We start from the raw sequence: 13,045 nt of genomic DNA on the forward strand, positions 1-13,045 counted from the left end.
CGGACGGTCACGTCGTCCAGGGTCGTTGGTCCCGCTTAAACTGGCGCGATGCGTACGGACACCAGCGCGGTGGACTCGGTCTTCGACAGGCTTGAGTCCCTGCTGCCCTTCGTCTCCAAGCCGATTCAGTACGTCGGCGGCGAGCTGAACTCCACGATCAAGGAGTGGGACGTCGCCGGGCCGCAGACGGTTCGCTGGGCCCTCATGTACCCGGACGCGTACGAGGTCGGTCTGCCCAACCAGGGCACCATGATCCTCTACGAAGTCCTGAACGAGCGGCCCGACGCCCTTGCGGAGCGCACCTACGCGGTGTGGCCCGACCTCGAGAAGCTGATGCGTGAGCACGGCGTCCCTCAGTTCACCGTCGACGCCCACCGCCCGGTGGGCGCGTTCGACGTGCTCGGCCTGTCGTTCTCGACCGAGCTGGGCTACACGAACATGCTCACCGCGCTCGACCTGGCGGGCATCCCGCTCGAGGCCTCCGAGCGCACCGTCGACCACCCGATCGTGCTCGCCGGCGGCCACGCGGCCTTCAACCCCGAGCCGATCGCCGACTTCATCGACGCCGCCGTGCTCGGCGACGGCGAGCAGGCCGTGGGCATCATCACCGACGTGATCCGCGAGTGGAAGGAGGAGGGCAGCCCGGGCGGGCGCGAAGAGCTCCTCTTCCGTCTCTCCGGCACCGGGGGTGTCTACGTGCCGTCGCTGTACGACGTCACGTACTCCGCCGACGGCACCATCCAGCGGGTCCTGCCGAACCGGGCCGGCGTGCCCTACCGGGTCAGCAAGCACACCGTCATGGACCTCGACGAGTGGCCCTACCCGAAGAAGCCGCTGGTCCCGGTGGCCGAGAGCGTGCACGAGCGGATGAGCGTGGAGATCTTCCGCGGCTGCACCCGGGGCTGCCGTTTCTGCCAGGCCGGCATGATCACCCGCCCGGTGCGCGAGCGCTCCATCGAGGGCATCGGCGCCATGGTGGACGCGGGTCTCAAGGCCACCGGTTTCGAGGAGGTGGGCCTGCTGAGCCTCTCCTCGGCCGACCACTCCGAGATCGCCGACGTCACCAAGCAGCTCGCCGACCGCTACGACGGCACCAACACCGGTCTCTCGCTGCCCAGCACCCGGGTCGACGCGTTCAACATCGACCTGGCCCAGGAACTCTCCCGCAACGGGCGGCGTTCCGGCCTGACCTTCGCCCCCGAGGGCGGCAGCGAGCGCATCCGCAAGGTCATCAACAAGATGGTCACCGAAGACGACCTGGTGCGCACCGTGGCCGCGGCCTACGGCGCCGGCTGGCGTCAGGTGAAGCTGTACTTCATGTGCGGCCTCCCCACCGAGACCGACGAAGACGTCCTGCAGATCGCCGAGCTGGCCAAGCGGGTCATCCAGACCGGCCGCGAGGTCTCCGGCACGAAAGACATCCGCTGCACCGTCAGCATCGGCGGCTTCGTGCCCAAGCCGCACACGCCGTTCCAGTGGGTCGGCCAGACCGAACCCGACGTCATCGACGCCCGGCTGGCCAAGCTGCGCGAGGCGATCCGCTCGGACAAGCGCTACGGCCGCGCCATCGGCTTCCGCTACCACGACGGCAAGCCCGGCCAGGTCGAGGGCCTGCTCTCGCGCGGCGACCGCCGCGTCGGCCGCGTGATCAAGGCCGTCTGGGAAGACGGCGGCCGCTTCGACGGCTGGAGCGAGCACTTCTCCTACGACCGCTGGATGGCCTCGGCCGAGAAGGCCCTGGCCGGGTCCGAGGTCGACGTCGCCTGGTACACCACCCGCGAGCGCGGCCGTAACGAGGTCCTGCCCTGGGACCACCTCGACTCCGGCCTCGACAAGGACTGGCTCTGGGAGGACTGGCAGGACGCCCTCGACGAGGACGAGGTCGAGGACTGCCGCTGGACCCCCTGCTTCGACTGCGGCGTCTGCCCGCAGATGAACACCGAGATCCAGATCGGCCCGACCGGGCGCTCGCTGCTCCCGCTCGCGGTCGTGCCCTCGCAGGGCCAGATCAACGTGGGCATCCAGACGCACACCCACACGCACACCCCGATCGCCGGGCCGGTGTCCTGATGGCACGTCAGCCCGAGGGCCCGCCGCCGCCCCCCGTCGTGCAGAAGCTCCGCCTCCGGTACGCCAAGCGGGGCCGCCTGCGGTTCTCGAGCCACCGCGACTTCCAGCGGGCGCTGGAGCGGGCGGTGCGCCGGGCCGCGATCCCGATGGCCTACTCGGCCGGCTTCCACCCGCACCCGCGCATCTCCTACGCCAACGCCGCCCCCACCGGCACCGCCAGTGAGGCCGAGTACATCGAGATCGCGCTCGCGGCCCGGGTCGACCCGGACGAGCTGCGGGCCTCGCTCGACTCCGCTCTGCCCGACGGGCTGGACATTCTCGACGTGGTCGAGGTGACCGCTCCGGGGCAGCTGGCCGACCGTCTGCAGGCCTCGGTCTGGCAGATCGAGCTCTTCGCCGACACGCCCGGCGACGAGGCCGCTGAGGCGAACGACGTGCGCGTGCGCGACGTGGTGGAGCGCTTCCTCACGGCCGAGCGGGTCGAGGTGCAGCGGATGACCAAGAACGGGCTGAGGACGTTCGACGCCCGGGAAGCGGTCCTCCGGATCGAAGTGGAGCCTAGTGTCACATCAAGACCCGGTAACGGTTGTGCGATACTGAGCTTGGTCGTGCGGCACAACACACCGGCTGTGCGACCCGACGACGTCCTTTCCGCCTTCCGCGCGGTAGCCGACTTCGCGCCTCCGTCACCACCCCGAGTGACGCGCCTGGCGCAGGGGCTGCTCGACGCGGACGACGGATCGGTGACCGACCCACTGGTCCCCGACCGGGACGCCGCCGGCGCCTGACAGTGCCTCGCCCCCGCCCTGACCGGCTCGGCGCGCACCGGAACGGCGTAAGGCCTTGACTTCCGCCGCGACCGGTTGGCGCGGCGACCTACACGAGTACCTCGAGCGGCGCCGACGCGGTGTGGTCGGCGCCCGGGGTGACGGGAGAACGCCCGTGGCGAGCAACGAAGAAACACCTGCGGCGACGGATGACGCAGGACGCGGCGGTGAGGCGGTCGAGAGTCCGGCCTCGTCCGGTCCGCGTCACGTCGTTCCGGACACCGCAGCGGGGGCCGGCGACCAGCCGTCCTCGGGTCCGACGCCCGATCCGGGTGCGACCACCACGCCGGTCGGCGACCTGAGCGCCGCCGCCCGGTCGGAGACGAGCACCGAGGCCGTGCCGAACAGCGCGGCCCCGCAGCCGAACAGCGCCGCCGAGGAGCCGAACCGCGCCGCCGAGAACCGGACGGCGCCGGTCACCGTGGCCTCCGACGAGCCCGTCGCCGTGCCCGACGCCGCGCAGAGCAGCCCGGGCACCGCGTCGGCCGACGCCCCGGTGCCCGATCCGGAGGCCCCGGCGCCCACCACGCGGCGCCGTGCCACCCGCACCCGCACCGCCAAGAAGGCCGTGGCCTCCGACGAGGCCGCGACCGACACCGACAGCGAGGCCGACGCCACATCCGGGACGGCGGCCCCGGTCAAGCGGGTCCGTGCGCCGCGCAAGCGCACCGCCGCCAAGCGCGTGGCCGCGACCGAGGAGAACGCGTCCCCGGCCGACGCCGAGACCGCCGCGGTGATCGCGGCCGTGTCCGGCACCGAGGTCGAGCCGGCCGCCCCGGCCGCTGCCGGGACGAGCGCCGACCAGAACGCCGACCAGGCCGACGACACCGCGGACGCCCTGTTCGCCGAGCCCGTCGCCCCGGCCAAGAAGACGACCCGCCGCCGCAGCTCCCGCAAGGCGAGCGCCCCGGCGACCCGCGCCGCCGAACCGCTCGAGGCGTCCGAGGCCGGCCCGCAGGGTGAGACCGACGAGACGGGCATCGCCCCGGCGGGCACCGAGTCGCTGGACACCGAGCCGCTGAGCACCGAGCCGCTGGACACCGAGCAGCCCCCGGCCCGCGCCGGCCGGGGCAGCCGTCGCGCCACCGCCGCCCAGGGCAGCACCCGCGCGAACGGCGCCACCCGCCCCGACACGTCCGCAAGCACCCCCGACGCGAGCGCGACGGGCACCACCGCGCCCGACGTGACCACCACGTCCGCCGGCACCGCGACCGACCCGGCCACCACCGCGGACGAGCCGGCGCCCGCCGCGTCGCCCGTGACCCAGCCCTTCTCCGCGCAGCCCGAGACCGGCGAGACCACCGCTGCCCGCAGCCGCCCGCGCACCCGCGTGCGCTCGGCCGCCGAGCGGGCCGCCGACGCCGCCGCCGAGGAAGAAGCCCGCGCCAACCAGGCCACCGAGGCCGACCAGGCCGACGAGCAGGTGGCCCCCACCCGCCCCGCCGGCATCATGCCGATCTTCCAGGCCCCCGAGCCGGCTGCCCGCCGCAGCCGCCGGGCCGCCTCCCGCCCGGCCGGCCCGCCGAAGCCGGTCGAGCTCACCAAGGACGAGGAAGCCGACGAGATCCTCTCCGCGCAGGACGCCGCCGAGGAGGCCACCGGCCTGCTCGAGGGCCCGGCCGCGGACGCCGCCGAGAACGACGACGCGACCTCGTCCGCCGCTGACCTCACCGACGAGGAGCTCGACGAGCTCGACGGCACCGAGGAAGCCGAAGAGGCGGACGAGGCCGACGACGACAACGAAGACGGTGAGGAGGGTGACGAGCAGGAAGAGGCCGTCACCCCGCGTCGCCGTCGCCGCCGGGGTGGCCGTGGCCGCCGGGGCCGCAGCCGGGGTGACGCGGCCGAGCCCGCCGAGACCACGGCCGATGCCGGTGAGCAGGCCGCCGCTCCCGAGGTCGCGGACGAGGCTGAGGAGCCGGAGGAGTCCGACGACGAGTCCGACGGTGGCGAGGAGGCCGGTGAGTCGACGGGCAGCCGTCGTCGCCGTCGTCGTCGCCGCCGTGGTTCGGGCGGCACCGACGGTGAGGTGACCGTCGACGACGGTGGCACCACTGTCGTCACCAAGGTGCGCGAGAGCCGTGAGAGCCGCCGCAGCAGCGGCGGCACCAGCAGCGACGACGTCACGTCGGTGCGCGGTTCCACCCGTCTCGAGGCCAAGAAGCAGCGTCGCCGCGAGGGTCGCGAGGCCGGTCGCCGCCGCACGATCCTGACCGAGGCCGAGTTCCTGGCCCGCCGGGAGAGCGTCGAGCGCACGATGGTGGTGCGCGAGCGCGACGGCCGCACCCAGATCGGTGTGCTCGAAGACGGCGTGCTGGTCGAGCACTACGTGGCCCGCAAGACGCAGACCTCCACGGTCGGCAACGTGTACCTGGGCCGGGTGCAGAACGTGCTCCCGAGCATGGAGGCCGCGTTCGTCGACATCGGCAAGGGCCGCAACGCCGTGCTCTACGCCGGTGAGGTCAACTGGGACGCCGCGGGCATGGACGGCCAGCCGCGTCGCATCGAGCACGCGCTGCACGCCGGCGACTCGGTGCTCGTGCAGGTCACCAAAGACCCGATCGGTCACAAGGGCGCCCGCCTGACCAGCCAGATCTCGATGCCCGGCCGCTACCTGGTGTACGTGCCCGACGGCTCGATGACCGGCATCAGCCGCAAGCTGCCCGACACCGAGCGCACCCGCCTGAAGAAGATCCTGCGCGAGGTCGTGCCCGACAACGCGGGCGTGATCGTGCGCACCGCGGCGGAGGGCGCGAGCGACGAGGAGCTCGAGCGCGACGTGCAGCGCCTGCAGGCGCAGTGGGAGGACATCCACGCGAAGGTGTCGTCCGCGAACGCCCCGGCCATGCTCTACGGCGAGCCGGACCTGGCGATCAAGGTCGTGCGTGACGTCTTCAACGAGGACTTCAGCAAGCTGATCATCTCCGGTGACGAGGCCTGGGAGACCCTGCACGGGTACATCCAGCACGTCGCCCCCGACCTGGTCGAGCGTCTGCAGCACTGGGACGGCGAGAAGGACGTCTTCGCCAAGTACCGCATCGACGAGCAGCTGGCCAAGGGGCTCGATCGCAAGGTCTGGCTGCCCTCGGGCGGTTCGCTGGTCATCGACCGCACCGAGGCGATGACGGTGATCGACGTCAACACCGGCAAGTTCACCGGTGCGGGCGGCAACCTCGAAGAGACCGTCACGAAGAACAACCTCGAGGCGGCCGAGGAGGTCGTGCACCAGCTCCGGCTGCGCGACATCGGCGGCATCATCGTGGTCGACTTCATCGACATGGTGCTCGAGAGCAACCGTGACCTGGTGCTGCGTCGGCTGCTCGAGTGCCTGGGCCGCGACCGCACGCGTCACCAGGTCGCCGAGGTCACCTCGCTCGGCCTGGTGCAGATGACCCGTAAGCGCGTCGGGCAGGGCCTGCTCGAGGTGTTCAGCGAGACCTGTGAGCACTGCGGCGGGCGAGGGCTGATCATGCACGACGAGCCGGTCGAGAAGAAGCAGCAGGAGAACGGCAACGGCGGCGGCGGTGGCGGCCGTAAGGGCCGTAACAACCATCAGCACTGAGCATTTGAGCACACAGGCGGGGCGTCCGGTGAAGATCCGGGCGCCCCGTCTGCGTGGTCGGGGCTGGCTGAACTCCGCCCCGCTGACCCTGGACGACCTCCGGGGCCGCTGGGTCGTGCTCGACTTCTGGACCGGCGCCTGCGTCAACTGCGTGCACGTGCTCGAGGAGCTGCGTCCCCTCGAGGACCGGGTGACCGTCATCGGGGTGCATTCCCCCAAGTTCCCCTACGAGGCGACGCGTTCGGCGGTCGCCCACGCGGTCGAGCGCTACCGGGTGCGGCATCCGGTGCTCGACGACGCCGACCTGCACACCTGGGACGCGTACGCCGTGAACGCCTGGCCCACGCTGGTTCTCATCGATCAGGCGGGGTACGTGGTGGCCCAGGTCTCGGGGGAGGGGCACGTCGCGGAGCTGGCCGGGCTGATCGGGGTGGCCGGGCCGGCCGGGCCGGGGATTGAGGACGACCCGGTCGCCCCGGTGGGTGCTGTCCCCGACGTGCCCGAGGGGCTTCGGTTCCCGGGCGGGCTTCTCGCCCTGCCCGACGGCCGGGCGCTGATCTCGGACACCGGGCACCAGCGGCTGCTGCTCGGCCAGGCGCAGATCGGTTCGGGTGTGCGGGGATTCGAGGACGGCCCCGCGGTCACGGCCCGTTTCGCCGACCCGCTCGGTGCGGCCCTGCTCCCGCCCGACGTGGCCGGGCGGGTCGGGTACGACGTGGTGGTGGCCGACAGCGGTAATGATGCGATCCGGGGTCTGCGCCTGTCGGACCTCACCGTCACGACGGTCGCGCAGGGCTTTTCGACCCCGGGGGACGTCGCCTGGTTCGACGGGCGGATCGTGGTGGCGGTGGCCGGCCGGCACCAGCTCTGGGCCGTGGATCCGGCCGACCCGGTGCCGCGGGTCTTCGCGGGCACGGCCAAGGAGGGCCTCGTCGACGGTCCGGCCGGGAATGCCTGGTTCGCGCAGCCTTCCGGCCTGTCGGTGGGGGACAGGGGGCTGTGGGTCGTGGACGCCGAGTCGTCGGCCCTGCGCCTGGTGTACCGGGCCGACGACGGCACTCTGGCGGTGTCGACGGTGATCGGGCAGGGGCTCTTCGAGTTCGGCCCGCACGACGGCACGGGCTGGGACGCCCGCCTGCAGCACCCGCTCGGCGTGCAGGCTCTCCCCGACGGAACCGTGCTGATCGCGGACACTTTCAACGGATCGGTACGGCGCTACGATCCGCACACCGACCAGGTGACCACCCTGCGAACCGGCCTCGGGGAGCCGTCCGCCGTGTCGGTCGTCCACCATCAGGTCTGGGTCGCCGATGCCGGGCGGCACGTGGTGCACCACCTCGAGCTGCCCGACGAGAAACACCGCCCCGAGACCACTCTGATCGCAGTGCGGGATGTCGACCCGTCAAAGGTCACGATCAGCGTGTCCTTCGTCCCGCCGCCCGGCGAGGAGGTGGATCTGCGCGAGGGGGATCAGACCTGGCTGAGCGTGTCGGCTCATCCGCCGGCCCTCGTGGAGTCGGTGAGCGGTGCGGGGCTGACTCGCGAGATCGTCTTCGACGCCGAGCTTTCCGGTGGACGCGTCAACGGCCGGCTCCTCGTCGAGGCGAGGGCGGCGTCGTGCGACATCAAGCAGGGGCCGGGTGCGGTGTGCCATCTTCACCGGCGCCGCTGGGAGGTGCCGGTGCGGCTGATCCCGGGCACCTCGTCCACCATCGGCCTAACGCTTTGAGGGATACGCCACGCCGGTGAGCTCCTGGGCCCGCGCCCACAGGGCCGCCGCGACCTTCTTGTCCTGCGCGGCCGTGCTCGACGCGGCCAGGCCCGGGTAGCCCCGCACCTCGCCCGGACCGGTCGGACCGTAGTAGCCACCGGGGGAGGCGTCCGGGCTCGCCGCCGCGTAAAGCAGGGGCAGGGCGCCCATCTCGGCGGAGTGCCCGGCCATGCGCGAGCTCAGCGACAGCACCGCTCCCTGCACCAGTGACCCGGTGTGCGAGGTCAGCTCGGTCTTCGCGATGCCCGGGTGGGCGGCGACCGACAGCACCGGCGAACCCGCGGCGGCCAGGCGGCGCTGCAGCTCCCGGGCGAACATCAGGTCGGCCAGCTTCGACTGGGCGTAGGCACCCCAGCGGGCGTAACGGCGATGCTCCCAGTTGAGGTCGTCGAGGTCGATCCGGCCGCGCCGGTGCACCACGCTGGAGAGCGTCACCACCCGCTCGGTGATCTGTGGCAGCAGCAACCCGGTGAGAGCGAACGGCCCCAGGAAGTTCGTGCCCAGGTGCAGCTCGAAACCGTCTCTCGTGGTGCTGTGCGGCACGGCCATGACGCCGGCGTTGTTGAGCAGGACGTGCACCGGCTCCCCGAGCCGCTCCGGAAAGGCCCGCACCGACGCCAGATCGGCCAGGTCGAGAGGCAGCACGCGCACGTCACCGGTCATCCCGGCGGCGGCCGCCTCGCCCCTGGACACGTCGCGGCAGGCCAGCACCACCCGGGCCCCGCGGGCCGCCAGGGCTCCTGCCGTGACCGCCCCGATGCCGCTGTTCCCACCGGTCACCACCACGACCCGGCCGTCCTGACCAGGGATGTTCTCGTCGATCCAGCTGTCGGTCGTGGCCACGTCGTCACCCTAAGCGTTGTCCGACACCTGTACTGCTGGTTTCGCGCGAGTCACGTGCGCCGACTTGGTCACGCGTGCCGGGCCCGTGCCGGAGTCTCACCGCCTCAGCCCGATCCCGGCTCACCCCGGAGCATGATCGAGCGGGCCGGCGGCAGCACGAGGAACGCCCCATGCGCCCAATGTCTTGATCATCCAACCCCCTTCGCGTGCGCGGACCGGCCCCGTCCGCCCCGCTTCGCCTCGTAGAGCGCCCCGTCCGCGGCCTCGTAGAGCCCGGGCAGGTCGGCGCCGTCGGTGGGCGCGTGGGCCACGCCGATGCTGACGCTCAGCGGCAGCTCGCCGCCCCCGGGCAGTTCCAGCGGGGAGCCGCGGACCGCCTCGACGAGCTGCTCGGCCCGGCGGATGGCCACGTCGTACTCGCACCCGGGCAGGAGCACGGCCAGCTCGTCACCGCCGAGCCGGCCGATCACGCAGTCCGGGCGGGTGTTGGCCGCCAGCACCGCGGCGAGGTGTTTCAGCGCCAGGTCGCCGACCGGGTGGCCGAGCGTGTCGTTGATGGTCTTGAACTTGTCGACGTCGATGAGCATCAGTGCCGTGCCCACGGTGTGCTGCCCGGCGGTCAGGGCGCCGTGGGCGGTCTCGTCGAGCACCCGCCGGGTGACGAGACCGGTGAGCGTGTCCACACCGGCCTGTTCGCGCAGCAGGGCGGTGAGCTCGCGGGTGGACGTGGTGCCGCGGGTGATCAGGATGCTGCTGGCCCCCACCACCACGAGCAGGTAGGCCATCGACCGGAACGCCTCGCGCGGGGGCAGCAGGCCGAACGTGAGGGCGGCGTCGCTGGCCACGTTGTAGGCGAGAAGGGTGTAGCTGCCCAGCGGGCGCAGGATCGCGGCGCCGTAGAGGATCGGCAGGGTGGACGCGAGGAGGGCGGCGGTGTCGCCCTGGCCCTTGGCGAAGCTCATCCCGGTGAGCATCAGCGAGGACGCCAGCGGGATGGCCAGGAAGCTCGGCGGGGGCAGCCGCGGGCCGTGGCGGGCCAGCAGCAGCGCGAACCCGAGCAGCAGCACGGTGAGCCCGACGTTGAAGGCCAGGGCGGCGCCGGTGTAGGTGGTGGAGAGCCCGTCGACGGTCAGCAGCACGGCCGAGGCGAGCAGCATGCCGATCCCGGCACGGGTGGCGTCGGGCACGCTCCAGGCCCCGGTGGCACGCAGCAGCCCGCGCCCGGCGGCGGCCCATCGGCCGGCCCGGCTCCGCCACCGGTGCCCCCGGGCCGGCCGACGGCCCCGGTGCCCGGTGGAGTTCCCCCGTCGTCTCATCCCGTCCACAGGTCCGTCCTGGCGAGGCGCACGCCTCCCGGCTCTCCTGATCGGCTCTGTGCGAGGATGACCTGAGAAGACCTGCGGATGCTCGGCCGTCGGGGGCCGGTTTGCTCCTGAGCCTCGCTATCCGTAATCTTTACTGCGGTGCGCCGCGTGGCATCGATATGCCTGCGTTGAGCCCTCACCCTTCCGGGGTGTCGGGGATTAGAACCGCACCCCCGTTGAACCGACCGGAGAGTGATTTCACGTGTACGCGATCGTTCGCGCTGGTGGCCGCCAGGAGAAGGTTGCCATTGGCGACGTCCTCACTGTTGACAAGGTCGAGGGTGCGCCCGGCGACGCGGTGAAGCTCGTCCCGCTGCTGCTGGTCGACGGCGCCGACGTCACCAGCGCTGCCGACGCCCTGGCCAAGGTCACCGTCGCTGCTGAGATCGTCGAGTCCGCCAAGGGCCCGAAGATCATCATCCAGAAGTACAAGAACAAGACCGGTTACAAGAAGCGCCAGGGTCACCGTCAGCCGCTGACGAAGATCAAGATCACCGGCATCTCCAAGTAGTCATCGGCTGAGCAGAAGGCAGGCAGACAGACATGGCACACAAGAAGGGCGCAAGCTCCTCCCGTAACGGCCGCGACTCGAACGCCCAGCGTCTCGGGGTCAAGCGCTTCGGGGGCCAGCAGGTCAGCGCCGGCGAGATCATCGTCCGCCAGCGGGGCACGCACTTCCACCCGGGCGAGAACGTCGGCCGCGGCAAGGACGACACGCTGTTCGCCCTCACGCCGGGTGCGGTGGAGTTCGGCCAGCGTCGTGGCCGTCGCATCGTGAGCATCGTCGGCGCCGAGTAAGGTTCCGACACAGCTTTTTCCCGAAGGGCGGGCCGGGTGACCGGCTCGCCCTTCGCCGTGTTTCCAGAAAACGCGGTGGTCCGGGACATGCACCGAACCCACCCGACCGGTGGGTAGTCCGACAACGTTGCACCGATCAGAAGCACGCAACAGGGCCGAGGGCGTCCCCGTACTCGTCATCTCGCTTCGGCTCCGCAGCGGCTAGTCAGTTCGCGCTGGTACCCACGAACTGATCCATTTCTACGGGCGGGGTACCACCGAAGAGAGCAGAGGCCGTCATGGTGACCTTCGTCGACAGGGTCACGCTGCACGTAGCGGCGGGCAACGGCGGGCACGGGTGCGCATCCGTGCGCCGCGAGAAGTTCAAGCCCCTGGGTGGGCCCGACGGGGGCAACGGGGGGCGGGGCGGTGACGTCACGCTCGTCGTCGATCCGCAGACCACCACGTTGCTGGAGTTCCACCGGTCGCCGCACCGCAAGGCGACCAACGGCCAGCCCGGTGAGGGCGACCACCGCAACGGCGCCAACGGTGAAGACATGATCCTGAGCGTGCCCGACGGCACGATGGTCAAGGACGCCGACGGCAACCTGATCGCCGACCTGGTCGGCAACGGCGCCAGCTTCGTCATCGCCGAGGGCGGCCGGGGCGGACTCGGCAACGCGTCGCTGGCCTCGGCCCGCCGCAAGGCCCCCGGTTTCGCGCTGCTCGGTGAGCCGGGCGACGGCGGCGACGTCACGCTCGAGCTGAAGACCGTCGCCGACATCGGCCTGATCGGTTTCCCCAGCGCCGGCAAGTCCAGCCTGATCGCGGCGGTGTCCGCGGCCAAGCCGAAGATCGCCGACTACCCGTTCACCACCCTGGTGCCGAACCTGGGCGTGGTCGAGGCCGGTGACGTGCGCTACACCGTCGCCGACGTGCCCGGCCTCATCCCCGGGGCCAGCGAGGGCAAGGGCCTCGGCCTGGAGTTCCTGCGCCACGTCGAGCGCTGCGCCGCCCTGGTGCAGGTGCTCGACTGCGCCACGCTCGAGCCCGGCCGTGACCCGCTCAGCGACCTCGACGCGATCGAGGCCGAACTCGACGCCTACCCGGTCGAGCCCGGCACCAAGCCGCTCAAGGAGCGCCCCCGTCTGGTGGTGCTCAACAAGGTCGACGTGCCCGAGGCCCGCGAGCTGGCCGAGATGGTCAAGCCCGACCTGGAGGCCCGCGGGCTGAAGGTCTTCATCGTCTCGGCCATCGCCCACGAGGGGCTGCGCCAGCTCACCTTCGCCATGGGTGACCTGGTGGCCAGGGCACGCGAGGCGGCCGGCCCGGCCGAGGCGCCGCGCGTGGTGATCCGGCCCACGCCGCTCGCCGAGAAAGACGCGTTCGACGTGCGCCGCGAGAACAGCGCCGACGGCCCGTTCTACCGGGTGCGGGGCTCCAAGCCGGAGCGCTGGGTGCGCCAGACCGACTTCGCGAACGACGAGGCGGTGGGTTACCTGGCCGACCGGCTCGCCCGTCTCGGGGTGGAAGACGCGCTGGCCAAGGCCGGTGCCGTCGCCGGCGCCACGGTGGTCATCGGTGGCGACGACGGTGTGATCTTCGACTGGGAGCCGACTCTCATCGCCGCCGCGTCGGCCGCGTCCCCGCGCGGTACCGACATCCGGCTCGACGAGAGCACCCGCCTCAGCCGCGAGGCCAAGCGCGAGCAGTACGAGGCACAGCGCACGGCCAAGCAGGACGCGCGGGACGAGCTCGCCGCGGAGCGGCGCGCGGGGCACTGGGTCGATCCCGCCGAGGACGACGAGCACAGCCAGAACTGAAGACGCGT

General features: G+C 71.9%; 9 protein-coding genes. 7 read left to right on the top strand and 2 right to left on the bottom strand.

Going from position 1 to position 13,045, the window contains the following annotated elements:
• Positions 1 to 48: 48 nt before the first annotated feature.
• The 4 genes from J2S57_RS18005 to J2S57_RS18020 all read left to right on the top strand — a co-directional run bounded on the left by J2S57_RS18005 (position 49) and on the right by J2S57_RS18020 (position 8,188).
• Complete coding sequence (locus J2S57_RS18005; protein ID WP_307244418.1) at positions 49 to 2,070, top strand: TIGR03960 family B12-binding radical SAM protein; 2,022 nt, start codon at positions 49 to 51, stop codon at positions 2,068 to 2,070.
• Complete coding sequence (locus J2S57_RS18010; protein WP_307244420.1) at positions 2,070 to 2,858, top strand: TIGR03936 family radical SAM-associated protein; 789 nt, start codon at positions 2,070 to 2,072, stop codon at positions 2,856 to 2,858. The genes J2S57_RS18005 and J2S57_RS18010 overlap by 1 nt, the downstream gene beginning before the upstream one ends.
• A gap of 154 nt (positions 2,859 to 3,012) precedes the next feature.
• Positions 3,013 to 6,459: a ribonuclease E/G gene (locus tag J2S57_RS18015; RefSeq protein ID WP_307244422.1), complete on the top strand. Its 3,447-nt coding sequence runs from the start codon at positions 3,013 to 3,015 to the stop codon at positions 6,457 to 6,459.
• A 4-nt stretch (positions 6,460 to 6,463) separates the two neighbouring features.
• Positions 6,464 to 8,188, top strand: a complete 1,725-nt coding sequence (locus tag J2S57_RS18020; protein WP_307244424.1) for a redoxin domain-containing protein — start codon at positions 6,464 to 6,466, stop codon at positions 8,186 to 8,188.
• On the opposite strand, the gene J2S57_RS18025 is transcribed toward J2S57_RS18020, so the two are convergent.
• Both J2S57_RS18025 and J2S57_RS18030 read right to left on the bottom strand, forming a co-directional pair.
• Positions 8,177 to 9,073: an oxidoreductase gene (locus tag J2S57_RS18025; protein ID WP_307244426.1), complete on the bottom strand. Its 897-nt coding sequence runs from the start codon at positions 9,071 to 9,073 to the stop codon at positions 8,177 to 8,179. The genes J2S57_RS18020 and J2S57_RS18025 overlap by 12 nt on opposite strands.
• A gap of 188 nt (positions 9,074 to 9,261) precedes the next feature.
• Positions 9,262 to 10,389 (bottom strand): GGDEF domain-containing protein, encoded by a 1,128-nt coding sequence (locus tag J2S57_RS18030; protein WP_307244428.1) that lies wholly within the window; start codon positions 10,387 to 10,389, stop codon positions 9,262 to 9,264.
• A 250-nt stretch (positions 10,390 to 10,639) separates the two neighbouring features.
• Between J2S57_RS18030 and rplU the strand changes: the two genes are divergently transcribed.
• The 3 genes from rplU (at position 10,640) to obgE (ending at position 13,037) form a co-directional block, all read left to right on the top strand.
• Positions 10,640 to 10,948 carry a 50S ribosomal protein L21 gene (gene rplU / locus J2S57_RS18035; RefSeq protein ID WP_307244430.1) on the top strand — a complete coding sequence of 103 codons (309 nt, stop codon included), beginning with the start codon at positions 10,640 to 10,642 and terminating at the stop codon, positions 10,946 to 10,948.
• 32 nt (positions 10,949 to 10,980) lie between these two features.
• A complete protein-coding gene (gene rpmA, locus J2S57_RS18040; RefSeq protein WP_307244431.1) occupies positions 10,981 to 11,235 on the top strand; it encodes a 50S ribosomal protein L27 in 255 nt (84 codons plus the stop codon).
• Positions 11,236 to 11,513: 278 nt separating this feature from the next.
• Positions 11,514 to 13,037: a GTPase ObgE gene (gene obgE / locus J2S57_RS18045; RefSeq protein WP_307244434.1), complete on the top strand. Its 1,524-nt coding sequence runs from the start codon at positions 11,514 to 11,516 to the stop codon at positions 13,035 to 13,037.
• Positions 13,038 to 13,045 lie beyond the last annotated feature (8 nt).

Origin of the sequence: Kineosporia succinea, assembly GCF_030811555.1 — a bacterium.
GTDB classification, from domain to species: domain Bacteria; phylum Actinomycetota; class Actinomycetes; order Actinomycetales; family Kineosporiaceae; genus Kineosporia; species Kineosporia succinea.

Coding starts and splice junctions, on each gene's coding strand:
- J2S57_RS18005 (WP_307244418.1), top strand. CDS start 49: ATGCGTACGGACACCAGCGCGGTGGACTCGGTCTTCGACAGGCTTGAG.
- J2S57_RS18010 (WP_307244420.1), top strand. CDS start 2,070: ATGGCACGTCAGCCCGAGGGCCCGCCGCCGCCCCCCGTCGTGCAGAAG.
- J2S57_RS18030 (WP_307244428.1), bottom strand. CDS start 10,389: ATGAGACGACGGGGGAACTCCACCGGGCACCGGGGCCGTCGGCCGGCC.
- rpmA (WP_307244431.1), top strand. CDS start 10,981: ATGGCACACAAGAAGGGCGCAAGCTCCTCCCGTAACGGCCGCGACTCG.
- obgE (WP_307244434.1), top strand. CDS start 11,514: ATGGTGACCTTCGTCGACAGGGTCACGCTGCACGTAGCGGCGGGCAAC.